The organism is Cellulosimicrobium sp. ES-005 (assembly GCF_040448685.1).
Classification (GTDB): Bacteria; Actinomycetota; Actinomycetes; order Actinomycetales; family Cellulomonadaceae; genus Cellulosimicrobium; species Cellulosimicrobium cellulans_G.
In genome coordinates, this window is the sequence record NZ_CP159290.1 from 3258083 (window position 1) to 3281767 (window position 23685).

Here is a 23685-nt window from a genome sequence, read left to right on the forward strand (position 1 = left end):
GAACGACGCTGCGCGCTCGCGAGAACGACATGAGGGTCGTTATCCACCGGATAACGGCCCTCATGTCGTGTTCGGCGCGGGGCTGGGTCAGTCCAGGTAGGCCGTCACCAAGCGGGCCGCCAGGCCCGTGTAGGTGGCCGGGGTGAGGTTCGCGAGGCGCTGGGCTACGTCGTCCGGAAGGCCGAGGCCGGCGACGAACTCGCGCAGGCGCGCGGCGTCGACGCGCTGGCCGCGCGTGAGGTCCTTGAGGCGCTCGTACGGGTTCTCCATGCCGGGGACGCCCGCGACGGACGCTGCGCGCATCGCCGACTGGATGGGCTCGCCGAGCACCTCCCAGTTCTCGTCGAGGTCCGCCGCCATGAGGTCGGCGTTCGCGGCGAGGGCCTTGAGGCCGCGGCGCACGTTGTCGATCGCGAGGAGCGAGTGGCCGAACGCGGGACCGACGTTGCGCTGCGTCGTCGAGTCCGTGAGGTCGCGCTGGAGGCGTGAGGTGACGAGCGTCGCGCCGAGCGTGTCGAGCAGCGCGGACGAGATCTCGAGGTTCGCCTCGGCGTTCTCGAACCGGATCGGGTTGACCTTGTGCGGCATGGTCGACGACCCGGTGGCGCCGGGGACGGGGATCTGCGTGAAGAACCCGAGCGAGATGTACGTCCACACGTCGGTCGCGAGGTTGTGGAGGATGCGGTTGAAGCGCGCGACGTCCGCGTACAGCTCGGCCTGCCAGTCGTGCGACTCGATCTGGGTCGTCAGCGGGTTCCACGTGAGCCCCAGGCCCTCGACGAAGTGCTTCGACACCGACGGCCAGTCCACGCCCGGCACGGCGACGGTGTGCGCGCCGTACGTGCCCGTCGCCCCGTTGAGCTTGCCCAGGTACTCGGCCGCGCCGATCCGGCGGAGCTGGCGGCGCAGCCGGTGCGCGAGGACGGCGAGCTCCTTGCCGAGCGTCGTCGGCGTCGCGGGCTGGCCGTGCGTGCGCGAGAGCATCGGCACGTCCGCGTGCTCGCGCGCCATGTCCGCGAGCTGGTCGGCCAGGGCGGTCGCGGCGGGCAGCCACACCTGCTCGACGGCGCCGCGCACCATGAGCGCGTAGGACAGGTTGTTGACGTCCTCGCTCGTGCACGCGAAGTGCACGAGCTCGCCGACGCCGGGGAGCACGGTGTCCGGGCCCAGGGCGTCGGGCGCCGCGGCGAGGCGGCGCTTGACGAAGTACTCGACCGCCTTGACGTCGTGCACCGTCTCGCGCTCGATCGCGGCGAGCTCGGCGATCTCCTCGCCGCCGAACGTCGCGGGGATGCGGCGCAGGTACGCGACCTCCGCGTCGGAGAGCTGGGGGGCGCCCGGCACGACCGGGCGGACCGCGTTCTCGTCGACCGCCTGGACGCCGTTGCACAGCGTGATGAGCCACTCGACCTCGACGTGGACGCGCTCGCGGTTGAGCGCGGCCTCGCTGAGGTGGTCGACGAGCGGTGCGACGGCCGCGCGGTAGCGCCCGTCGAGCGGGCCGAGCGCGATCGGCGGGGTCACCTCGGCGAGCGACACGCGGGCAGGGGCGTCTGCGGCAGGGTTCTCGGGCACGCCCCTGATTCTCCCACGCGTGCCCGACGGCGGCCCGCGCCTCCCGCAGTCCGGGCACGCGTTCCTGGGCCGGCGCGCGATCCGTGGGCGCCGCGCGGTGCGTGGCCGTCCCCAGGACCGTCTTCCGAGCGGCCCGTCCACAGCGGCGGACGGGGCCGCGGCGTCCGGGGCGAGGCCCTGCGTACGGTCGCCGCCATGTCCTCCTCGTCGCCCCCGCCGCCCCCGTCGTGCGACGCTGCGCCGTTCGGCGTCTCGCTCGCCCGGGCCCGGGTCCTCACCGCCCAGGACGACGTCGCGCGGGCCGGTGCCGCGCTCGTCGTGCCGGACCTGCCGTGGGCGGGCCACGCGCGCGCGTCGTACGACGGTGCCGCCGCCGAGCGGCGCGGCGGGCTGCTCCGGCTCGGCATGCTGCTCGACAGCTGCCTCCTGCGCCTCGACGCGCTCACCGTCCTCGCCGAGGCCGAGGTGGCGAGGATCCGGGCCGAGCTCGCCGCGGCGGGGTTGCCGTGAGCGGCCCTCGCCCGGCACCCGTGGTCGTGGTGCGCGGCGGCACGGAGCCGACCGCGGTCGAGACGGCGGCGGTCGTCGCGCAGGCGGTGGCGCTCGGCGCGCGGGCGGACCTCGTCGCCGGGACCGTGGCCGCGCTCCGAGCCGCGCGGGACTCCGTGGACGTGACGACCGCGAGCCCCACGTCGTTCGCGGGTCGCCTCGCGGCACCGGCGCCCATCCAGGCCACGTCGGGCTGGGACGTCCACGCCACGCCGTGCTGGTCGGCGGAGGTACGTGCGGCGCGCGCGGCCGCGCTCGAGGCGTTCGACCTCGCGATCGGCCTCGCGCAGGAGCAGGAGCGGGGCCTGCGCGACCTCGCGTCGCGCCTGCAGCATGCGGTGCGCGTCTACGACGACGCGGACGCCGCGGCGACGGCACTGTGGCAGGACCTCGTGCTCCTCGCCGTCGGGGGCTTCAGCCCGGTCGGTGCCGCCGCCGCCGGGCTGATCGGCATCCTCTCCCTGGGGACCGTCGGGGTCCTGCACTCGTTCCTGGAGGGTCGTCCGTCCGCGCTGAGGGTCGTCACCTCGGGAGAGTCGCTGCACCCTGCCACGATCCGTGCGCTGAGCCGGGCGATCGGCCTGCTCGACGCCGACCGCCCGTGGCACCGGATGCCGACCGTCGGCAACGGCGCGTCGGTGCTGCGCGGCCTCGCGCAGCCGCTGCGGGACCGCTTCCTGCCCGACCCCGACGTCCGGCTCGTCGATGCGCCACGCGACCTGCCGACGCCCACCGACGTGCGGTCCGCGCTCGGCGCCGTGGACGCGCTCGCGACGGACTCGACGCTCAGCGTCCAGCGGATCGTCAAGGACGACGGCACCCCCACGTGGGTGGTCGCGATCCCCGGCACGCAGCCCGGCAATCTCCGGTCGGTCTTCACCATGACGTCCAACTACGACCTCATGGACGACGACCCGGCGGTGCGGGCGCGGGCCGACAGCACCCGCGCCGTGCTGGAGGCGATGCGTCAGGCCGGGATCGGGCCGGACGACGACGTCGTGCTCGTGGGGCACAGCCAGGGCGGCATGATCGCCGCGACCGTCGCGGCGGCGACCGTCGGGACGTACTCCGTGCGGCACGTCGTGACGGCGGGCTCGCCCGTCGCCGGCCACGCCCTCCCACCGGGGGTCAAGGGCACGCACCTGGAGACCCAGGGCGAGGGGATCTCCGACCTCGACGGCGCGGAGAACCGGGCGACGCCCGACAGGGTCACGGTGACGGGGACCCTGCCGGCTCCGGGCGGCGGGCCGTCGCTCGAGTGGCCGCACAGCGTGCACTTCCACCAGGAGGTCCTGGACGCCGCCGTCGAGGTGGGCGACCGCGGCCTCGAGGAGCACCTGGACGACGTCGAGCGGCTGCTCGACGGCCAGGCGGAGGAGCCGCTCGTCTACGAGGCGCGCCTGGTGCCCGACCCGGACACCACGTTCTGCATCGGGGACCTGGCGGTCCCGCGGTCGCTCACGCCCCCGTGGGCCCCGGGCACGCCGTTCCCGGGCGCGCCGGGGGTGCCGGCGCCGGGGGCGCCGTCGCCCGCGGTGCCGGGGACCCCGCTCACGGGGAGTCCGGGGGCCGGTGAGCTCACCGCGCCGGGCCCGGACGGCGGGGGAGGCGACGACGACGCGCGGTAGCGGCGCCCGTCCCGCGGACCGAGGCGGCCGGGGTCAGCGGTCCTGGGCCCGGGGCACGACGGCCGAGACGGCGAAGTTGATGAGCCCGATGATCAGGGCCGCGAGCAGGGCCCACCAGAACCCGCCGATGATGCGGATGCCCCAGTCCGTCTGCTCCGTGATCCACGCGGTGAGCATGAGCATGAGCGCGTTGACGACCAGCGAGAACAGCCCCAGCGTGAGGATGTAGAGCGGGATGGACAGGATCTGCACGATCGGCTTGATGATCGCGTTCACGAGCGAGTAGAGCAGGGCCACCACGAGGATGATGACGACCTGCCCGCCGGCGGTGTCGGACCCGACGATCTGGAAGTGCTCGTCGATGAACAGGCTCGTGAGCCAGATCGCGAGGCCGGTGACGAGGACGCGGACGACGAAGCTCATACCGGGCATCCTGCCATCCGGGCGGCGCCCGGGCACGGCGCCGGGCCGCGCCCCGGCGGGACCGCGCCGGGCAGGTGGCATGATCGAGGACCGTGGCCCACGAACCCCGCGTCCCCCTGCGTCCCGCCGTCGCCGCGCTGCCGGCCTACGTCCCCGGGGCCCGTGTCGCCCCGGGCGCGGCGGCGTTCAAGCTCTCCTCCAACGAGAACCCGTACCCGCCGCTGCCGTCGGTCGTCGCCGCGATCGCCGACGCCGCCGCGGACGTGAACCGCTACCCGGACATGTACGCGACCGAGCTCACCGAGGCGCTCGCGGCCGACCTGGGCGTCGGCGCGGACGAGGTCGTGGTGGGCAACGGCTCGGTCGCGGTGCTGGCGCACGTGCTGCAGACGGTCGTCGAGCCGGGCGACGAGGTCGTGTACCCGTGGCGCTCGTTCGAGGCCTACCCGATCGCTGTCGCGGTCGCGGGCGGCACGTCGGTCCAGGTGCCGCTGCGGACCGGGGCGGACGTCGGCCGGCTCGACCTGCCCGCGATGGCCGCGGCGATCACGGAGCGGACGCGCGTCGTGATGGTGTGCACGCCCAACAACCCGACCGGTCCGGTCGTGCACCGCGAGGAGCTCGACGCGTTCCTCGCGGCGGTGCCGTCGGACGTGCTGGTCGTGCTCGACGAGGCGTACCTGGAGTTCGTGCGCGACCCCGAGGCCCCGGACGGCCTCGCGGTGTACGCGCAGCACCCGAACGTCGTGCTGCTGCGCACGTTCTCCAAGGCGTACGGCCTGGCGGGACTGCGCGTGGGCTACGCCGTCGCGCGCCCGCGGCTCGCGGCGGGGATCCGCGCCGTGTCGACGCCGTTCGGCGTCTCCCACGTCGCGCAGCGCGCGGCCATCGCGTCGCTCGCGGCGCGCGACGAGCTGCTGCAGCGGGTCGAGCACCTCGTCGCCGACCGCGCGCGCCTCGTCGAGGGCCTGCGCGACCAGGGCTGGGTGCTGCCGGAGTCGCAGGCGAACTTCGTGTGGTTCGACCTGGGCGAGCGCACCGCGCAGCGCGCCGAGGAGGCGCGCGCCGCCGGGGCGATCGTGCGCCCGTTCGCGGGCGAGGGGCTGCGCGTGAGCGTCGGCGAGCCGGAGGCGACGGACCTGTTCCTGCGCGTGAGCGCCACCTGGCTCTGAGGCCGTCCGTCCCGGACCCGTGCCGAGCGGTCCCTGTTGCCGGGCGCCGACGGCGCGAGAACACTCGCGAGCATGGACTCCATCGATACCGACCAGCTCGTCGACGAGTACGGCTGGGCCTTCGGCACCGCCGCGCTGGTCCTCTACGTCGCGCTGGCGGTGATCTTCCTCGTCGCCTACGTCCGGATCATCCAGAAGGCCGGCTACTCGGGCTGGTGGATCCTCGTGGGCCTGGTGCCGATCCTCAACGTCGTCATGTTCCTCGTCTTCGCGTTCTCGCGCTGGCCGGTGCTGCGCGAGCGCGACGCGCTGCGCGCGGGCGGCGCGTACCCGAGGTAGGGCGGGCCCCCGTCGGCGCGGGGGCCGCCCGGTGGGGATTGGAGGATCCCTACAGCCTGTCGCGGCGGATCTTGGGCGACACGTCGGCAGCCGAACCTACGGTGTCGTAGCCTACGCTTGCGTAGGCTACGGAGACGTAGGTTCCGACGGCGCCCCGACCGGGCGCCTCCTGCCCCCGAGCGGGCCGGCCGCACGGCCGGGCCGCACCGAAGGAGAGTCGCGTGACCGAGAACGACGCGAGAACCGCCGCGCGGGACGGCGCGAGCACGCCCCCCGACCTCCCCGACGTCGCGGGCGGTCCCGACGACGCCCCCCTGCTCCAGCTCGTGACGCCGGCCGGATCTCGCGTCACGACCCCCGAGACGGACGGCTACCGCGAGCGCGTCGCCCACCTCGACGCCGCGGCCCTGCGCGGCCTCTACCGCGACATGGTGCTCACGCGCCGCTTCGACGACGAGGCGACGTCGCTCCAGCGCCAGGGTGAGCTCGGCCTGTTCGCGCAGGCGAAGGGCCAGGAGGCGGCGCAGATCGGCTCCGGCCGTGCGCTCGCCCCGCAGGACTACGTGTTCCCGTCCTACCGCGAGCACGGCGTCTCGCACGTGCGCGGCATCGACCCGACGGCGCGCCTGCGCCTGTTCCGCGGGGTCGACCACGGCGGGTGGGACCCCACGGAGCACAACGTGCACCTGTACACGCTCGTCATCGGGTCGCACACGCTCCACGCGACCGGGTACGCGATGGGCGTCCAGCGCGACGGCCTCGTCGGGTCGGGGGACCCGGAGCGCGACACGGCCGTCGTCACGTACTTCGGCGACGGCGCGACGTCGCAGGGCGACGTCAACGAGGCGCTGGTGTTCGCCGCGGTGAACAACGCGCCCGTCGTCTTCTTCTGCCAGAACAACCAGTGGGCGATCTCCGAGCCGACGACCAAGCAGTCGCGCGTGCCCCTGTACCGCCGCGGTGGCGGGTTCGGCGTGCCCAGCGTGCGGGTCGACGGCAACGACGTGCTCGCGTGCTACGCCGTGACGGCCGAGGCGCTCGAACGGGCGCGCACGGGCGGCGGTCCGACGTTCGTCGAGGCGTTCACCTACCGCATGGGCGCGCACACGACGTCGGACGACCCGACCAAGTACCGCTCGCGGGCCCAGGAGGAGTACTGGCGCCGTCGCGACCCGATCGACCGGCTCGAGAACCTGCTCCGCGCCGAGGGCGCGTGGGACGACGCGTTCGCCGCCGACGTCGCGGCCGAGGCCGACGCGCTCGGCGAGCGGCTGCGCGACGAGGTGCGCGCGCTCGCCGCGCCCGACCCGTCGACCATGTTCGACCACGTCTACGCGACGCCGAACGCCGTGGTCGAGCGCGAGAAGGCGTGGTTCGCCGACTACCAGCAGTCCTTCGAGGAGCCGGCCGCGGAGGTGGCCCGATGAGCGAGAACAAGACCCTGACCCTCGCCCGCGCGATCAACGAGGGCCTGCGCCGGTCGCTCGAGACCGACCCGAAGGTCCTGCTCATGGGCGAGGACATCGGCGCGCTCGGCGGCGTGTTCCGCGTGACCGACGGGCTCCAGAAGGACTTCGGCGAGGACCGTGTCGTCGACACGCCGCTCGCGGAGTCCGGCATCCTCGGCACGGCGATCGGCCTCGCGCTGCGCGGCTACCGGCCGGTGTGCGAGATCCAGTTCGACGGGTTCATCTTCCCCGCGTACGACCAGATCACCACGCAGCTCGCGAAGATGGGCTACCGCTCGGGCGGGAAGCTCCAGGTGCCCGTCGTGATCCGCGTGCCGTACGGCGGCGGGATCGGCGCCGTCGAGCACCACAGCGAGAGCCCCGAGGCGCTGTTCGCGCACACCGCGGGCCTGCGCGTCGTGTCGCCGTCCACGCCGCAGGACGCGTACACGATGATCCAGGAGGCCATCGCCTCGCCCGACCCCGTGCTGTTCTTCGAGCCCAAGGGCCGTTACTGGGAGAAGGGCCCCGTCGAGGTCTCCGGCCGCGGCGAGGGCGCGACCGTGCTGGACCGTGCGCGCGTCGTCCGCCCCGGCACCGACCTGACCCTCGTCGCGTACGGCCCGACCGTCGCGACCGCGCTCCGCGCCGCCGCGGCGGCCGAGCAGGAGGGACGCAGCGTCGAGGTCGTGGACCTGCGCAGCATCTCCCCGCTCGACACCGTGACCGTGGTGGAGTCCGTGCGCCGGACCGGGCGCTGCGTCGTCGTGCACGAGGCCCCGGCCTACCTGGGCTCGGGCGCCGAGGTCGCGGCCCGCGTGACGGAGGAGTGCTTCTACTCGCTCGAGGCGCCGGTGCTGCGCGTCGGCGGCTTCCACACCCCGTACCCCGTCGCCAAGATCGAGCACGACTACCTGCCGAGCCTCGACCGCGTGCTCGACGCCGTCGACCGCGCGTTCGCGTTCTGACGCGACCGTAGCGACCTCGACAGCGCCGACCGGGACCACCAGGAGGACCACGCAGTGCCCACCTTCGAGAAGTTCAACCTCCCCGACGCGGGCGAGGGCCTCACCGAGGCCGAGATCGTGCAGTGGCACGTCGCCGTCGGTGACGCCGTGACGGTCAACCAGACGATCGTCGAGATCGAGACGGCCAAGTCGCTCGTCGAGCTCCCGTCGCCGTACACGGGCGTCGTCACGGAGATCCTCGCGCCCGAGGGGACGACGGTCGAGGTCGGCGTGCCGATCATCGTCGTGGACACCGACCCGTCCGGCACCGCGCCGGCGCCCGCCGCGCCGGCCGGCGTCGTGCCCGACGGCGCGGACGCGGCTCCCGCTCCTGCCTCGCCCGCCCCGGGTGCCGGGTCGGAGGGCGGGGCGACCGCCGCGGCCGGCGGCTCCGGCTCGGTGCTCGTGGGGTACGGGACGGTCGAGCCGGGTACGGCCCGTCGCCGCCGCCGCGCTCCGGACGCGGCCCCGGCCGCCCCCGTCCCGGCTCCTGCCCCGGCACCCGCGGCCGTGCCTGCGGCGAGCGCGCCGACGCCCGCCGCCGTCGGGCACGTGCACCTGCCGGTGCTGGCGAAGCCGCCGGTGCGCAAGCTCGCCAAGGACCTCGGGGTCGACCTCGCCAGCGTCGCCGGCACCGGCCCGGGCGGGATCGTCACGCGCGAGGACGTGCAGGCGTACCACGAGCAGGCGAAGGCCAAGCCGCTGGCGACGTACGCCGACGACGACCAGCCGTGGCTCGCGTCCGGCGCCGTCACCCCGGACGGCCGCCAGACGCGCGTGCCCGTGAAGTCGGTGCGCAAGCGCACGGCCGAGGCGATGGTGACGAGCGCGTTCACCGCCCCGCACGTCACGGTGTTCCACACGGTCGACGTCACCAAGACCATGCGCCTCGTGCACACCCTGCGCGAGGACCGGGAGTTCGCCGACGTGCGCGTCACCCCGCTGCTCGTCACCGCGAAGGCGCTGCTCCTCGCCGTGCGCCGCCACCCCGAGATCAACGCGAGCTGGGACGACGCCGCGCAGGAGATCGTCTACAAGCACTACGTGAACCTGGGGATCGCCGCCGCGACGCCGCGCGGGCTCGTCGTGCCGAACATCAAGGACGCGCACCGGCTCGACCTGCACGGCCTGGCGGGCGAGATCGCGGACCTCACCGCGACCGCGCGGGCGGGCCGCACGTCGCCCGCCGACATGTCCGACGGCACCATCACGATCACGAACGTCGGCGTGTTCGGCATCGACACCGGGACGCCGATCCTCAACCCGGGCGAGGCCGCGATCCTCGCCTTCGGCGCGATCCGCGAGCAGCCGTGGGTCCACAAGGGCAAGATCAAGAAGCGCTGGGTCACGCAGCTCGCGCTGAGCTTCGACCACCGCCTCGTCGACGGCGAGCTCGGCGCGCGCGTGCTGGCCGACGTCGCGAAGGTGCTCGAGGACCCGGCGCGCGGCCTCGTCTGGGGCTGAGCCCGCGCGGTGCTCCGCTTGCGGGCACCCGGGGAACGGCGAGCATGGGCCTCGGAGGGGCCGGTGAACCTCACCGGTGTCGTTCGAGGGAGGTCGCGTGCGCAGCGCTCAGGGCAGGGCGGTCCGGCCGACGGCGGGAGCCGGGCCGGGACGCGGGCGCCGGGCTCGGGCGGCGATCCCCACGGGTGCGCTCGTCGGTCTCGCGGCGCTCGGCCTCACCGCGTGCGCCGGACCGGGGGCCGCGGACGCCCGGGCCGTCGTCGAGGAGCTCGCCGCCGCGGTCGCCGGGGGTGACGGCGCCGCCGCGTGCGACCTCCTCCTGCCCGACGCCGCGGACGCGCTCGCCGCGGACGAGGGCGAGCCGTGCGCGGACGTGGTCGCCGCGCCCGACGGTCCGCTCGCCGCGCTCGCCGCCGCGGGGGACGACCTCGTCGTCGAGGACGTCCACGTGGCCGGCCGCCAGGCGCAGGTGGTCACCGCGACCGACACCCTCTTCCTCGCCGTGTCGGGCGACGGCTGGGTCGTCACCGCCGCGGGCTGCACGCCGCGCGAGGACCGCCCCTACGACTGCGAGGTGGCGGCATGAGGGTCCCGCGGCTGATGTTCTGGGCCACGCTCGTGCTCGTCGGCGCGGGCCTCGCCGTCACGTTCGTGCTCGCGGCGGTGCACCGATGAGCGCCGGTCCCCGCAAGGGCGGCGTCCTCGGCGGGCTGCGCGCCAGCTCGCTGAGCCTCTTCTTCGCCGCCGCGTTCCTCGCGTCGCTCGTCGCCCAGGCGGTGAGCGGGGTCGCGGTCTTCAACACGGACCAGCGCGCGGCGGGGCTGGACCCCGTGACGTTCGGTCAGTACGTGGCGTCGTCGGCGTTCTGGGTCGACGTCACCGAGAACTGGCAGTCCGAGTACCTCCAGTTCCTGCTCTTCATCACCGCGACCGTGTGGTTCGTGCAGCGCGGCTCGCCCGAGTCGAAGAAGCTCGAGGAGGCCGGCCGCGAGTCCGACGAGGACCAGAAGGTGGGCGAGCACGCGACGCCCGACTCCCCGGCCTGGGCGCGGGCCGGGGGCTGGCGGCTCGCGGTCTACTCGCGCTCACTCTCGCTCGTCATGGGCGCGATCTTCCTCGGCTCGTGGGCGGCGCAGTCGGCGGCGGGCGCCGTCGCGTTCAGCGAGGAGCAGCTGCGCGAGCTCGAGGACCCCGTGCCCTGGACGGAGTACCTCTCGATGCCCGACTTCTGGAGCCGGACGTTCCAGAACTGGCAGTCCGAGATGCTGGCGGTCCTGAGCATGGTCGTGCTCGCGATCTACCTGCGCGAGCGCGGGTCGCCCGAGTCGAAGCCCGTCGGCTCGTCGCACGAGGCGACGGGCGTCGAGGGCTGACCCCGCGCGGCCGCACGCCGCACCACCTCGCCAACCGCTCACAGCGTCCCCGCGCTCGGTGTGCGGAAGACCTCACACGGGCTTAACGACGGCCGCGCGCGGGGGAAACACGGCGTTCCTAGCGTCCTCGGTACTGACCGGGACCTGCTGAAGGAGCCGCCATGTCCGCGCCCACGAGCCCCACCACCCACGAGGGTGAGCAGTCCGCAGAGCACCCCTCCGGCACCGCGACCACCACGACCGCCGCGGCCTCCGCGCCCGGGGCCACGACCGCCGTCGGGCCGACCACCGCCTCGACGGCCGGCCGCACGGCGACCGCCCCGACCCACCGCTCCGGACGCTGGATCGACCGCTGGGATCCGGAGGACCCGACGTTCTGGCGCGACGGCGGCCGGAAGGTCGCGACGCGCAACCTGTGGATCTCGGTGTTCGCCGAGTTCCTCGGGTTCGCGGTGTGGGCCCTGTGGTCGATCGTCGTGCCGCAGCTCCCCGCCGCCGGGTTCACGTTCACCGTCGACCAGCAGTTCTGGCTCATCGCCGTGCCGAGCCTCGTCGGCGCGACGTTGCGCATCCCGTACACGTTCGCGGTGCCGCTGTTCGGCGGCCGCAACTGGACCGTGGTCTCGGCGCTCCTGCTCCTGCTCCCGACGGCGGCGCTCGCCGTCGCGGTGCAGGACCCGGGGACGCCGTTCGGGGTCATGCTCGCGGTCGCGGCGCTCGCGGGCTTCGGTGGCGGGAACTTCGCGTCGTCGATGGCGAACATCTCGTTCTTCTACCCCGAGCGGGAGAAGGGCAAGGCGCTGGGGCTCAACGCCGCGGGCGGCAACCTGGGGACGGCGGTCGTGCAGCTCGCGGTGCCGCTCGTCATCGTCGCCGGAGCGGGCGTCGCGCTCGAGCGCGCGGGGCTCATGATGATCCCGTTCATCCTGCTCGCGGCGTTCCTCGCGTGGCGGTTCATGGACAACCTGTCCACCGCGAAGGCCGACCCGAAGTCGTTCGCCGCCGCGACGCGGAACAAGCACACGTGGATCATCTCGTTCCTCTACATCGGCACGTTCGGGTCGTTCATCGGGTACGCCGGGGCGTTCCCCCTGCTGCTCACGGGCCAGTTCCCCGAGGTGACGCTGTCGATCGCGTTCCTCGGCGCGCTCGTCGGCTCGGTCACGCGGCCCCTCGGCGGCGTCATCGCGGACCGGGTGGGCGGCACGCGCGTCACCATCGCGTCGTACGGCGTCATGGCGCTCGGGGCGTTCGGCGCGATCCAGGCGCTGCAGTCGCACAGCTTCGGCCTGTTCTTCGCCTCCTTCCTCGTCCTGTTCGTCGCGACGGGCATCGGCAACGGCTCGACCTACCGCATGATCCCCGCCGTCTTCCAGGCGAGCGCCGTCCCGGGCGGCGCGCTCGACGGGCCGACGGCGGTCGACGCCGCCGCTCTCGACGAGGCCCGGGCCCGCGCGCGCAAGGCCGCGGCGGGGTGCATCGGCATCGCGGGGGCGATCGGGGCGTTCGGCGGGTTCCTCATCCCGCGCGGGTTCGCGGCGTCGACGAGCCTCGCCGGCTCGCTCGTCCCGGCCCTGTGGGCGTTCATCGGGATGTACGCGGTCATGGCGGTCGTCGCCTGGGCGGTGTACCTGCGCAAGGGGTCGGCGCTCGCGTCGGCCGGGATCTGAGCGTGGACACGCACTGCCCCTACTGCGCGCTCCAGTGCGGCATGTCCCTGACGCCCGGCGCAGGACCGCTCCCGGTCACCGTCGCCCCGCGCGACTTCCCCACCAACCGGGGTGGGCTGTGCCAGAAGGGCTGGACGAGCGCGACGGTCCTCCGCGCGGCGGACCGGATCACGACCCCGCTGCTGCGCGGGAGCGACGACGCGCTGCACCCGGCGTCGTGGGACGAGGCGCTGGACGTCGTGGTGGCCGGGATCGCCCGGGTGCAGGCCGAGCACGGGCGGGACGCCGTCGCCGTGTTCGGCGGCGGCGGGCTGACGAACGAGAAGGCGTACGCGCTCGGCAAGTTCGCGCGGACGGTCCTGCGCACCGCGAACATCGACTACAACGGGCGCTTCTGCATGGCGTCGGCGGCAGCCGGGGCGAACCGGGCGTTCGGCGTCGACCGCGGGCTGCCGTTCCCGCTCGCCGACCTCGGCGGGGCCGACGCCGTGCTCCTGCTCGGCTCCAACCTCGCCGAGACCATGCCGCCGTCGGTCCAGCACCTCGCGAGCGTGCGCTCGCGCGGCGGGCTCGTCGTCGTGGACCCGCGCCGCAGCGCCACCGCGGCGCTCACGGGAGAGCCGGCGGACGTCGTCGGGCAGCGTGCCGTGCCCGACGACGGTCGGTCGCCGGGGCGGCTGGTCCCGCCTCCGGGCGCGGGGCCGGTGGGCGACCAGGGCGTGCACCTCCAGCCCGTGCCCGGGACCGACCTCGTCGTGCTGCTCGCGCTGCTGCACGTCGTGGTCACGGAGGGGCTCGGGGACGCGGAGTACCTCGCCGCGCGCACGTCGGGGTTCGACGACGTCCGGCGCTCCGTCATGGCGTGGTGGCCCGAGCGGGCCGAGACGGTGTGCGGGGTCCCGGCCGAGCGGCTGCGGCACGTCGCGCGGCTGCTCGCGGCCGCGTCGCCCGCCCACGGCGGCGCGGGCGCGTACGTGCTGACGGGGCGGGGTGTCGAGCAGTCGTCGCAGGGCACCGCGACGGTGACCGCCGCGATCAACCTCGCGCTCGCGCTCGGCCTGCCGGGACGCGTCGGCTCCGGGTACGGCGCGATCACCGGCCAGGGGAACGGGCAGGGCGGGCGCGAGCACGGGCAGAAGGCCGACCAGCTCCCGGGCTACCGCAGGATCGACGACCCGGCGGCGCGCGCGCACGTCGCGTCCGTGTGGGGCGTGGACCCGGCGACGATCCCCGGTCCGGGGATGCCCGCCGTCAGGCTCCTGCGCGCGCTCGGCGCCCGGCCTGGACCGGCCGGTGCGCGGACCACCTACGCCGAGGACGGGCGGCCGCGGGCGCTGCTCGTGCACGGGTCGAACGTCGTGGTCAGCGCGCCGGACGCGGACCAGGTCGCCGCGAACCTGCGCGCCCTCGACCTGCTCGTGGTGTGCGACCTCGTGCCGTCGGAGACGGCGCTGCTCGCGGACGTCGTGCTGCCGGTGACGCAGTGGGCCGAGGAGGAGGGCACCATGACGTCGCTCGAGGGGCGGGTCATCCGGCGCCGTCGCGCGGTCGACCCGCCCGGGGAGGCACGCTCGGAGCTGTGGATCCTCGCGGAGCTCGCGCGTCGCCTGGGCTCGTCGGTCTCCTTCCCGACGGACCCCGCCGTCGTCTTCGACGAGCTCGCGCGCGCGTCCGCGGGCGGGGTGGCCGACTACGCGGGGTTGAGCCACGCGCGACTCGACGCGGACGAGGACGACGGCGGCCCGGGGCTGCACTGGCCGGTGCCCACCGCGGACCACCCGGGGACGCCGCGGCTGTTCCTCGACCGGTTCGCGACCCCGGACGGGCGGGCGCGGATGGTCGTGGTCGACCACGTCGGACCGAGCGACGACGTGCGCGCCGACGCCCCGCTCTACCTCGTCACGGGTCGCGTGCTGCAGCACTACCAGTCGGGCGCGCAGACGCGCCGCGTGCCGGAGCTCGACCGGCTCGTGCCGGAGCCGTTCGTCGAGCTCCACCCGGTCCTGGGCGTGCGGCTCGGGGTCGACGACGGCGACCGCGCCCGCCTCACGACGCGCCGCGGAGCGATCGAGGCGGTCGCGCGGTGGTCCGACCGGATCCGCCCGGACACCGTCTTCATGCCCTTCCACTGGAGCGGGGAGGGAAGCGTCAACCGGGTCACCACCGACGCGACCGACCCGGTCTCGGGCATGCCCGAGTTCAAGGTGTGCGCCGTGGACGTGCGGCGCGCGTCCACGGCGCAGGAGGTGGTCGCATGACGCGCGTCGTCGTGATCGGCAACGGCATGGTCGGGTCGCGGTTCGCGAGCGACCTCGTGGCGCGCTGCGGGGCGCCCGCGGGGACGTCGGCCGTGGAGGTCACCGTGCTCGGCGCGGAGGAGTACCCGCCGTACAACCGCGTGCTGCTCAGCGAGGTCGTGGCGGGCAAGGTCGACGTCGCGGCGATCGGCCTGCCGGGGGCGGACGACGCCCGCGTCACGGTGCGCCGCGGCACCGAGGCCATCGCGATCGACCGGTCCGCGCGCCGCGTCGTCACGGGCGACGGCGCGCACCCGTACGACGTCGTCGTGCTCGCGACGGGTGCGGCCGCGCGGGTCCCCGACCTGCCGGGCCTGACGGACCTCCCGGGCGGCCTGCCTCGTGGCGCGCACGCGCTGCGCACGCTCGACGACGCGCGCGAGATCGTCGCGGCGTCGGTCAACGCGCGGCACGCCGTGGTCGTCGGGGCGGGCGTGCTCGGGCTCGAGGTCGCGTGCGGGCTCGCGCGCCGCGGCGTCGCGGTGAGCCTCGTGCACGGGGGTGCGAGCGTCATGGACCGCCAGCTCGACCGCGCCGCGGGGGGCGTCGTCGCGCGCAGCCTCGCGGGTCTCGGCGTGCGGACCTGGACGCGCGCGCGTACCGAGCGCGTCCTCGTGGAGTCGGGTTCCGTGCGCGGGGTGACGCTCCGCGTGCCCGACGGCGGCGCTCCCGCCGGCCCGTCGGCCCGCCCGGCGGGGGGCGCGGGGGACGACGCGACGCGGCTCGTCGGCATCGAGGCCGACCTGCTCGTGCTCGCGTGCGGCACCGTGCCCGAGGCCGGGCTCGCGCGTGCGGCGGGCCTCGCGGTCGACCGGGGCGTCGTCGTCGGGCCGGACCTGGCGAGCCCCGACGACCCGTGCGTGTTCGCGATCGGCGACTGCGCGCAGCCGCCCGAGGGCGGCACCGGGCTGATCGCGCAGGGCTGGGACCAGTCGCGCCGGCTCGCGGACCACCTCGCGGAGCGGTGCGCGAGCTCGACCGACCGGGGCGGCGCGGTGAACCCGGACGCCGCGCAGGGGGCGGCGTCGGGGCGCCCACGGGTCCGCCTGGGGGTCGACGCCGACCGGCCGAGCATGGCGCTGCGCCTCGCCATGAACGTCGTCGCGCGCCCGCTCGGAGAGCCGCCCGGGCCGTCGGCACCGGGCGTGTCCGGGGTCGCCGCCCACCCTGCCGGTCCCGGGTCCACGGGTCGTCCGCGCCCTCCTGGTCCCGGGAACCCCGGTGTGGACGAGCGCCCGAGGGCCGGGACCGACGTCGTGCGCGTCAAGGCGGCGGGGCTGGAGATCGTGACGATGGGCGTGTGCGGCGAGCGGCGGGCGCCCGACCCCGCGCACCGCTCCGTGACGCTGAGCGACCCCGCGTCGGGGCGGCACGTCGAGGTCGTCGTCGCGGACGGCCTGCTCGTCGGCGCGACGTGCGTCGGCGCGCCCGAGGTGGGCGCCGACCTCACCGCGACGTACACCCGCCGGGTCCCGGTCCCCGCGGACCCGGCCCACCTGCTGCTGCGCCCTGTCGCGCAGGCCCCCGCGCCGGCGTCGTCCCCGACCCACATGCCCGACCGCACGACCGTCTGCACGTGCAACGGCGTGACCAAGGGCGACGTCGTCGGGTGCTGGCACGACGGCGCCCGCAGCGTCGACGACGTCGCGCGGGCCACGCGCGCGACGACGGGCTGCGGAGGCTGCAGGGACGTCGTGTGCGGTCTGGTCGACTGGCTCGCGAAGGCGGACCCGGACCAGCCGAAGGACGAGGCAGCACCGGCGCCCGTCGGCCTCGGCACGTGAGATCGGCGGGCCTCGTCGAGATCGGCAGTCACGATCGCCGATCTCGGCACGACCTGCCGATCTCGCCCCGCTCCGCCGACCTCACACGGCGGTGCGGCGCCGGGTGAGAACACCGTTACGGACGGGCAACGGACGGGGCACGGCCGTGAAACCGCCCGTCCGTAGCGTCGTCAGCACCGTCCCGGGGACCCTCGTGGAACCCGCGGGCGGGTGACCGATCCGCCCGACGCCCCAGGAGCCCGACGTGACCGGACCTCAGACCGATCCCGCCCCCGCGCACAGCGCTCCCGCTGCCCCCCGGCACCTCGTCGTCGTCGGCGGCGGCATGGTCGCCCAGCGGCTCGTCGAGGCGCTGCGTGCCCGCGACACCGACGGCGCGTGGCGCGTCTCGCTCTTCGCCGAGGAGCCGCGCAAGCCGTACGACCGCGTCGCCCTGACGAGCTACTTCTCGGCCCGCGACGCCGAGGAGCTCACGCTCGGCGACCCGGCCCTGTGGGACGACCCGCTCGTCACGCTGCACCGCGACTGCGCGGTGACGTCGATCGACCGCGACGCGCAGACCGTCACCGACCGCCTCGGACGGGTGCACGCCTACGACGAGCTCGTCCTCGCGACGGGGTCGAGCGCCGCGATGCCGCCCATCCCGGGCAACGACCTCCCGGGCGTGTTCGTCTACCGCACGATCGACGACGTCGCGGCCCTGCGCGGGTGGGTCGAGGAGAAGCGTCGGCACGCGACGACCGAGGGCGGCTGGGAGCGCCCCGTCCGCGGCGCGGTGATCGGCGGCGGCCTCCTGGGCCTCGAGGCGGCGGGCGCGCTCAAGGCGCTCGGCGCGCAGGCCACCGTCATCCAGTTCGGCACGCACCTGATGGACGCGCAGATCGACCTCGGCGGCGGCGAGGCGCTCAAGCGCCTCATCAACGGCATGGGCATCGCGGTCCGCTGCAGCACCGGGACCCAGGAGATGAGGGTCTCCCGGAAGACCGGCCACGTGGGCCGGCTCGACTTCGCCGACGGCGGCCGGCTTGACGTGGACGTCGTCGTCGTCGCGACGGGCGTGCGGCCCCGCGACGAGCTCGCGCGCGCGGCGGGGCTCGCGATCGGGGAGCGCGGGGGCGCCGTCGTCGACCTCGCGTGCCGCACCGAGGACGAGCACGTGTGGGCCGTGGGCGAGGTCGCGTGCATCGAGGGTCGGTGCATCGGCCTGGTCGCGCCGGGCTACGCGATGGCAGAGGTCGTCGCGGACCGCCTGCTCGGCGGCGAGGCGACGTTCCCGGGCGCGGACACGGCGACCAAGCTCAAGCTGCAGGGGGTCGACGTCGCGAGCTTCGGCGACGCGTTCGCCCGCACCGAGGGCGCGATGGAGCTCGTGTGGGCCGACCCGGTCGCGGGCGTCTACAAGAAGCTCGTGCTGTCCGACGACGCGCGCACGCTCCTGGGCGGCGTGTTCGTCGGGGACGCCGCGCCGTACGCGTCGCTGCGGCCGATGCTCGGCACGGAGCTCCCGGGCGACCCGGGGCTGTTCCTGCTGCCCGAGGGTTCCGGGGGCGGGGCGCCGAGCCTCGAGCTCCCCGACGACGCCACGGTCTGCTCGTGCAACAACGTCAGCGCGGGCACGATCCGCGGCGCGGTCACCGAGCACGGGTGCACCGACCTCGCGGGCGTCAAGGCGTGCACGCGCGCGGGGACGAGCTGCGGGTCGTGCCTGCCGCTGGTCAAGAAGATCACGACGACCGAGCTCGCCCGCGCCGGCGTCGAGGTCTCGAACGCGCTGTGCGAGCACTTCGACCTCTCCCGTGCGCAGCTCTTCGACGCCGTGCGCGTCGCGGACCTGCACACGTTCAGCGAGATCGTCGGGCGGTTCGGTCGTGTGCCGGAACCTGTGACGGACACCCACGGCGCCGTGCTCGTGCGCGACGCCGGGCGCGGCTGCGACATCTGCAAGCCCACGATCGCGTCGATCCTCGCGTCGCTCGGCAACGGGCACATCCTCGACGGCGAGCAGGCGACGCTCCAGGACACCAACGACCACGTCATGGCGAACATGCAGAAGGACGGCACGTACTCCGTCGTCCCGCGCATCCCCGGCGGCGAGATCACGCCCGACGGGCTGCTCGTCATCGGCCAGGTCGCCAAGGACTTCGGGCTCTACACGAAGATCACGGGCGGACAGCGCATCGACATGTTCGGCGCGCGCATCGAGCAGCTCCCGCACATCTGGCGCCGGCTCGTGGAGCACGGGTTCGAGTCGGGGCACGCGTACGGCAAGTCCCTGCGCACGGTGAAGTCGTGCGTCGGGTCCACGTGGTGCCGGTTCGGCGTGCAGGACTCGGTGGGCATGGCCGTCGAGCTCGAGCTGCGCTACCGCGGGCTGCGCTCGCCCCACAAGCTCAAGCTCGGCGTCTCCGGGTGCGCGCGCGAGTGCGCCGAGGCGCGCGGCAAGGACGTCGGCGTCATCGCGACGGACAAGGGCTGGAACGTCTACGTCGGCGGCAACGGCGGGTTCACGCCCCGGCACGCGCAGCTCCTGGCCGAGGACCTGGACGACGAGGCGCTCGTCCGGACCATCGACCGCTTCCTCATGTACTACGTCCGCACGGCCGACCGCCTCCAGCGCACGGCCGCGTGGGTCGAGGACTACGAGGGTGGCCTCGACGCGATCCGCGAGGTGATCGTGGAGGACTCGCTCGGCCTCGGCGCCGACCTCGACGCCGCGATGGCCCGCCACGTCGGCGACTACGAGGACGAGTGGCGCGCGGTCCTCGAGGACCCGGAGAAGCTGCGTCGCTTCGGCTCGTTCGTCAACGCGCCCGCCGAGCCCGACCCCGACCTCGCGTACGTCACCGAGCGCGGCCAGATCCGGCCCGCGACGGCGGACGAGCGCGCCGCCCTGGAGGAGGCCCGCGCCGCGGGGCTCGCCACCGTCCCCGCCGGCCCTGTGGTGATCGCCGGCACGACCCTGGAGGTCCGTCGATGAGCGTCGTGTCCGCAGAGCAGGCTGTGCCCCCCGGGGAGACGACCACGTCGGCGACCACGGAGCGGGAGCGGGTGTGCCTGCTGCGCGACCTCCTCGTCGAGCGCGGCGTCGCCGCCCTCGTGGGCGGGGTGCAGGTCGCCCTGTTCCGCCTCCCCGACGACACGGTGCGCGTCGTGCAGCAGCGTGACCCGTTCTCGGGGGCGAACGTCATGTCGCGCGGGATCGTCGGGACGCGCGGCGGAGTCCCGACCGTCGCCGGGCCCATGTACAAGCAGGTCTTCGACCTCGCGACCGGGCGCTGCCTCGAGGCCGCCGGGTACGTGCCCGTCCAGGGCCTCGCCCCGGACCTGGCGACGTGGCCCGCCGAGGTGCGCGACGGCGTCGTGCACGTGGGGACGCGCCCCCTCGCCGCCGCGGACCCCACGGCCGACGACGTCTCGGACGGTGCGCCGTGACGACGCTCCTGGGCCTCGACCTCGCCGGGCGCACGGTCCTCGTCGCGGGCGGCGGGCCCGTCGCCGCCCGCCGCGCCCGGGCGATGGCCGACGACGGCGCGCACGTCCGCGTCGTCGCGCCCCAGGTCTGCGAAGACCTGCGCGACCTCGTCGCGGCCTCGCTGAGTGCGGGGTATCTGTCGTCGATCCGTCCTCGGGACGACAGACACCCCGCACCCGGCGGAGGGGGCGTCACCTGGGCGCCGCGCGAGGTGCGCGAGTCCGACGTCGAGGACGCGTGGCTCGTGCTCGCGGCGACGGACGACTCGGGGACCAACCGCGACGTCGCCGCGTGGGCGGCCGCGCGCCGCACCTGGTGCGTCAACGCCGGGGCCGCGCACGAGGGCACCGCGCGCACGCCTGCGACGACCCACAGCGGCGACGTGCTCGTCGGGGTCGTCACGGACGTCCCCGCGGCGCACCTGTCGGCGGACCGCCGCGCTCGGGCGCGACGAGCGGCTGACGGCGCGGCCGAGAGGCGCGGCGCGGACCCGCGGCGGGCCCGCGCGGTGCGCGACGCGATCGCCGAGCACCTGCGCTCCGGCGGCGCCGACCAGCGGCGGCACCGGCCGGCCGACGGCGGGCTCGGGCGCGTGACGCTCGTCGGTGGCGGGCCGGGCGCCGTCGACCTGCTCACCCTCCGGGGGCGCCGGGCGCTCGCGGAGGCGGACGTCGTCGTCGCGGACCGGCTCGGACCCGTCGACGTGCTCGACGAGCTCGCGCCCGGTGTCGAGGTGATCGACGTCGGCAAGACGCCCGGCAACCACCCGGTGCCGCAGCACGAGATCAACGCGATCCTCGTGGAGCAGGCGCAGCGCGGACGGCGCGTCGTGCGGCTCAAGGGCGGCGACCCGTTCGTCTACGGGCGCGGCGGCGAGGAGGTGATCGCGTGCCGCGAGGCGGGCGTGCCGGTCGACGTCGTGCCAGGGGTGTCCAGCGCGCTGAGCGTCCCGGCGCTCGCGGGCATCCCGCTCACGCACCGGGGGACGGTCGCCGCGTTCCACGTGACCAGCGGGCACGACGGGCTCGACGCCGCCGCGCTGGCCGGGGTGCGCGACCGCACGGCTACGCTGGTGGTCCTCATGGGTGTCTCGCAGCTCGCACGCATCACGGCCCAGGCCCTCGGCGCCGGGGCCGACCCCGCGATGCCCGTCGCGATCGTGGAGAGCGGCTCGACGCCGCACCAGCGCGTCGCGCGGGCCCCGCTCGGCGAGATCGTGGCGCACGCCGCCCAGGCAGGTGTCCGCCCCCCGGCGATCATCGTCATGGGAGACGTCGCCGCCGAGGGACGGCTCGACCCGGCGACGGTCGCGTGACCGGCAGCACTGAGATCGACCCGCCCGTCGCGACGTCGACCCACGGAGGGTCGATCTCGGACGCTCGGGTCGATCTCGCGTCCGACCCCGGTGTCGACCGCCCCGCCCTCGGCCAGGTCATGGCCGGCTGCACCGTGCTCGTCACGGCCGACCGCCGCAAGAGCGAGCTCGCCGCCGCCCTCCAGCGCCGGGGTGCCGAGGTCCGCCACGCGCCCGCGCTGAGCATGATCCCGCACGCCGACGACGAGCAGCTCCTCGCGGGGACGCGCGACCTCGTCGAGCACCCGCCGGACGTCGTCGTCGTGACGACCGGCATCGGCTTCCGCTCGTGGGTCGAGGCCGCCGACGCGCACGGCCTCGCCGACCGCCTGCTCGAGGTGCTCGCCGACGCGCGGATCGTCGCGCGCGGGCCCAAGGCGCGCGGCGCGATCCAGGCCGCCGGGCTCACGGCCGACTGGGTCGCCGAGTCCGAGACGTCGGCCGAGATCGCCGACGTGCTGCTCGGCGAGGGCGTCGCCGGGCTGCGCATCGCCGTCCAGCACCACGGCGCCGGGGCCGACGGCCTCGACGTCGTGTTCGCCGAGGCGGGCGCCGAGGTCGCGAGCCTCGTCGTCTACCGCTGGGGGCCGCCGCCCGACCCCGAGGCGCTGCGCGCGTCCGTCGAGGCCGCGGCCGTCGGGGAGATCGACGCCGTCGTGTTCACCTCCGCGCCCGGGGCCGAGGCGTGGCTGAGCGCGGCCGAGGAGCACGGCGTGGGCCGCCTCGTCGTGTCGCGGTTCCGGGACGGGTCCATGGTCGCGGCGGCCGTCGGGCCGATCACCGCGAAGCCGCTCGAGCACCGTGGGGTCACTCCGCTCCAGCCCGAGCGCGGGCGGTTGGGTGCGCTCGTGCGCACGCTCGTCGCGCACTACGAGCAGGCCGAGACCGTCGCGCTCGCGACCGTCGCCGGCGCGCTCCAGATCCGCTCGCGCGTCGCCGTGCTCGACGGCGAGGTGCTGCCCCTCTCGCCCAGCAGCCTCGAGGTGCTGCGCCTCCTCGCCGCGCGCCGCGGCGAGGTCGTCACGCGCGACGACGTGCTCGACGTCCTGCCCGGCGACTCGCGCGACCCCCACGCGGCCGAGGTCGCCGTCGCGCGCCTGCGCGAGGCGACCGGCCGGCGCGACCTCGTCAAGACCGTCGTCAAGCGCGGATATCGATTGGAGCTCGCATGAGCGCGGAGAGCCCGGCCTTCTTCGGAGGCGCTGTCCCGTCGGAGGCGTCGCCCGGCTCGGGGGCGTCGTCCGACGCCGGTTCGGAGGTCGCCGACGGCCGGACGTCCGGCGCCGCGCCCGTGCTGATCGGCTGCTCGCACGGCACGAGCGACCTCACCGGCCGCGACGTGATCCGTGCGCTCCTCGACGACGTGCGCGCCGCGCGCCCCGACCTCGACGTCCGCGAGGCGTTCGTCGACGTGCAGCAGCCCGAGGTCGCGGACGTCGTGACGTCGGTCGTCGCCCCGTCCGCGGCGACGGACGACCCGCGACGCTCCGCGACGAGCACCGCCGACGGCTCCGTGGTCGACGGGGCGCGGCCGGGCGACGCGGTCGTCGTGCCGCTGCTGCTCTCCGGCGGGTTCCACGTGAGCGTCGACGTCGCGGCGGCGGTCGAGGACCGCGGCCCCGGGAGCGGACGGGCCGCGGCAGGCACGCCGCTCGGCCCCGACCCGCGCCTCGCGGACCTCCTCGCCGAGCGGCTGGCGGAGGCCGGGCTGCGCCCGGGCGACGCCGTCGTGATCGCCGCCGCGGGGTCCAGCCGGCCCGGCGCCGCGCGCGACGTCGAGGAGCTCGCCGCACGGCTCCGCGAGCGCGTCCCCCACTCCGTCACGGTGGGCTACGGCGCCATGGCCGCACCGTCCGTGCCCGACGCCGTCGCCGCCGCCCGCGCCGACCTCGCCCCGGGCGCGCGCGTCGTCGTCGCGGCCTACCTGCTCGCGCCGGGCTTCTTCTACGACCGCGTCCTCGAGGCGGGCGGCGACGTCGTCACCGCCCCGCTGGCCCCCGACCCCCGGCTCACCGAGATCGTCCTCGACCGCTACACCACCGCCGCGGCGACCCTCGCCGCGCCGAGATAGCACCCGGGCCCCGCCCACCAAGACCCCCGGTCCGGCGAGGTAGAGCCCTGGTCGGTCGA

General features: G+C 75.4%; 19 protein-coding genes. 17 read left to right on the forward strand and 2 right to left on the reverse strand.

Annotation, left to right across the window (positions count from 1 at the left end):
* Window positions 1-87 precede the first annotated feature (87 nt).
* Window positions 88-1575, reverse strand: coding sequence for an adenylosuccinate lyase (gene purB / locus ABRQ22_RS14310; protein WP_353707204.1), 1488 nt, complete (start codon window positions 1573-1575; stop codon window positions 88-90).
* Between the two features lie 195 nt (window positions 1576-1770).
* On the opposite strand from purB, the gene ABRQ22_RS14315 reads away from it, so the two are divergent.
* Window positions 1771-2085: a hypothetical protein gene (locus ABRQ22_RS14315; protein ID WP_353707205.1), complete on the forward strand. Its 315-nt coding sequence runs from the start codon at window positions 1771-1773 to the stop codon at window positions 2083-2085.
* On the forward strand, window positions 2082-3752 hold the full coding sequence (locus tag ABRQ22_RS14320) for a hypothetical protein (RefSeq protein WP_353707206.1): 1671 nt from the start codon (window positions 2082-2084) through the stop codon (window positions 3750-3752). The genes ABRQ22_RS14315 and ABRQ22_RS14320 overlap by 4 nt, the downstream gene beginning before the upstream one ends.
* Before the next feature lie 33 nt (window positions 3753-3785).
* On the opposite strand, the gene ABRQ22_RS14325 is transcribed toward ABRQ22_RS14320, so the two are convergent.
* A complete protein-coding gene (locus tag ABRQ22_RS14325) occupies window positions 3786-4175 on the reverse strand; it encodes a phage holin family protein (RefSeq protein WP_253052101.1) in 390 nt (129 codons plus the stop codon).
* 92 nt (window positions 4176-4267) lie between these two features.
* Between ABRQ22_RS14325 and hisC the strand changes: the two genes are divergently transcribed.
* The 15 genes from hisC to ABRQ22_RS14400 all read left to right on the forward strand — a co-directional run bounded on the left by hisC (window position 4268) and on the right by ABRQ22_RS14400 (window position 23626).
* A complete protein-coding gene (gene hisC / locus ABRQ22_RS14330) occupies window positions 4268-5347 on the forward strand; it encodes a histidinol-phosphate transaminase (protein WP_253052103.1) in 1080 nt (359 codons plus the stop codon).
* A 72-nt stretch (window positions 5348-5419) separates the two neighbouring features.
* A complete protein-coding gene (locus ABRQ22_RS14335) occupies window positions 5420-5686 on the forward strand; it encodes a hypothetical protein (RefSeq protein ID WP_353707207.1) in 267 nt (88 codons plus the stop codon).
* Window positions 5687-6000: 314 nt separating this feature from the next.
* On the forward strand, window positions 6001-7113 hold the full coding sequence (gene pdhA, locus ABRQ22_RS14340) for a pyruvate dehydrogenase (acetyl-transferring) E1 component subunit alpha (protein WP_353709555.1): 1113 nt from the start codon (window positions 6001-6003) through the stop codon (window positions 7111-7113).
* A complete protein-coding gene (locus ABRQ22_RS14345) occupies window positions 7110-8102 on the forward strand; it encodes an alpha-ketoacid dehydrogenase subunit beta (RefSeq protein ID WP_353707208.1) in 993 nt (330 codons plus the stop codon). The genes pdhA and ABRQ22_RS14345 overlap by 4 nt, the downstream gene beginning before the upstream one ends.
* Window positions 8103-8156: 54 nt before the next feature.
* Window positions 8157-9605 carry a dihydrolipoamide acetyltransferase family protein gene (locus ABRQ22_RS14350; protein ID WP_353707209.1) on the forward strand — a complete coding sequence of 483 codons (1449 nt, stop codon included), beginning with the start codon at window positions 8157-8159 and terminating at the stop codon, window positions 9603-9605.
* Window positions 9606-9702: 97 nt separating this feature from the next.
* Entirely contained in the window at window positions 9703-10191 is a 489-nt protein-coding gene (locus tag ABRQ22_RS14355) for a hypothetical protein (RefSeq protein WP_353707210.1), read from the forward strand.
* A gap of 85 nt (window positions 10192-10276) precedes the next feature.
* Window positions 10277-10978, forward strand: coding sequence for a DUF6766 family protein (locus tag ABRQ22_RS14360; RefSeq protein ID WP_353707211.1), 702 nt, complete (start codon window positions 10277-10279; stop codon window positions 10976-10978).
* A gap of 161 nt (window positions 10979-11139) precedes the next feature.
* Window positions 11140-12648: an MFS transporter gene (locus ABRQ22_RS14365; RefSeq protein ID WP_353707212.1), complete on the forward strand. Its 1509-nt coding sequence runs from the start codon at window positions 11140-11142 to the stop codon at window positions 12646-12648.
* The gene (locus tag ABRQ22_RS14370; protein ID WP_353709556.1) at window positions 12645-14906 is read left to right on the forward strand and encodes a molybdopterin oxidoreductase family protein; all 2262 of its coding nucleotides are present in this window, start codon (window positions 12645-12647) and stop codon (window positions 14904-14906) included. The genes ABRQ22_RS14365 and ABRQ22_RS14370 overlap by 4 nt, the downstream gene beginning before the upstream one ends.
* Window positions 14903-16729 carry an FAD-dependent oxidoreductase gene (locus ABRQ22_RS14375; RefSeq protein ID WP_353707213.1) on the forward strand — a complete coding sequence of 609 codons (1827 nt, stop codon included), beginning with the start codon at window positions 14903-14905 and terminating at the stop codon, window positions 16727-16729. Before ABRQ22_RS14370 ends, ABRQ22_RS14375 begins: the two co-directional genes overlap by 4 nt.
* 244 nt (window positions 16730-16973) lie before the next feature.
* Entirely contained in the window at window positions 16974-19706 is a 2733-nt protein-coding gene (gene nirB / locus ABRQ22_RS14380) for a nitrite reductase large subunit NirB (RefSeq protein WP_353707214.1), read from the forward strand.
* Window positions 19703-20161 (forward strand): nitrite reductase small subunit NirD, encoded by a 459-nt coding sequence (gene nirD, locus ABRQ22_RS14385; RefSeq protein WP_353707215.1) that lies wholly within the window; start codon window positions 19703-19705, stop codon window positions 20159-20161. The genes nirB and nirD overlap by 4 nt, the downstream gene beginning before the upstream one ends.
* Complete coding sequence (gene cobA, locus ABRQ22_RS14390) at window positions 20158-21516, forward strand: uroporphyrinogen-III C-methyltransferase (RefSeq protein WP_353707216.1); 1359 nt, start codon at window positions 20158-20160, stop codon at window positions 21514-21516. The genes nirD and cobA overlap by 4 nt, the downstream gene beginning before the upstream one ends.
* Before the next feature lie 119 nt (window positions 21517-21635).
* Entirely contained in the window at window positions 21636-22727 is a 1092-nt protein-coding gene (locus tag ABRQ22_RS14395) for a uroporphyrinogen-III synthase (protein ID WP_353709557.1), read from the forward strand.
* Complete coding sequence (locus tag ABRQ22_RS14400) at window positions 22724-23626, forward strand: CbiX/SirB N-terminal domain-containing protein (RefSeq protein ID WP_353707217.1); 903 nt, start codon at window positions 22724-22726, stop codon at window positions 23624-23626. Before ABRQ22_RS14395 ends, ABRQ22_RS14400 begins: the two co-directional genes overlap by 4 nt.
* Window positions 23627-23685: the final 59 nt, after the last annotated feature.

Bases quoted from the DNA above. Each gene is read 5' to 3' on its own strand.
- ABRQ22_RS14315 (WP_353707205.1), top strand. From the start codon at position 1,771: ATGTCCTCCTCGTCGCCCCCGCCGCCCCCGTCGTGCGACGCTGCGCCG.
- ABRQ22_RS14325 (WP_253052101.1), bottom strand. From the start codon at position 4,175: ATGAGCTTCGTCGTCCGCGTCCTCGTCACCGGCCTCGCGATCTGGCTC.
- ABRQ22_RS14335 (WP_353707207.1), top strand. From the start codon at position 5,420: ATGGACTCCATCGATACCGACCAGCTCGTCGACGAGTACGGCTGGGCC.
- ABRQ22_RS14345 (WP_353707208.1), top strand. From the start codon at position 7,110: ATGAGCGAGAACAAGACCCTGACCCTCGCCCGCGCGATCAACGAGGGC.
- ABRQ22_RS14360 (WP_353707211.1), top strand. From the start codon at position 10,277: ATGAGCGCCGGTCCCCGCAAGGGCGGCGTCCTCGGCGGGCTGCGCGCC.
- ABRQ22_RS14365 (WP_353707212.1), top strand. From the start codon at position 11,140: ATGTCCGCGCCCACGAGCCCCACCACCCACGAGGGTGAGCAGTCCGCA.
- ABRQ22_RS14375 (WP_353707213.1), top strand. From the start codon at position 14,903: ATGACGCGCGTCGTCGTGATCGGCAACGGCATGGTCGGGTCGCGGTTC.
- nirD (WP_353707215.1), top strand. From the start codon at position 19,703: ATGAGCGTCGTGTCCGCAGAGCAGGCTGTGCCCCCCGGGGAGACGACC.
- ABRQ22_RS14395 (WP_353709557.1), top strand. From the start codon at position 21,636: ATGGCCGGCTGCACCGTGCTCGTCACGGCCGACCGCCGCAAGAGCGAG.
- ABRQ22_RS14400 (WP_353707217.1), top strand. From the start codon at position 22,724: ATGAGCGCGGAGAGCCCGGCCTTCTTCGGAGGCGCTGTCCCGTCGGAG.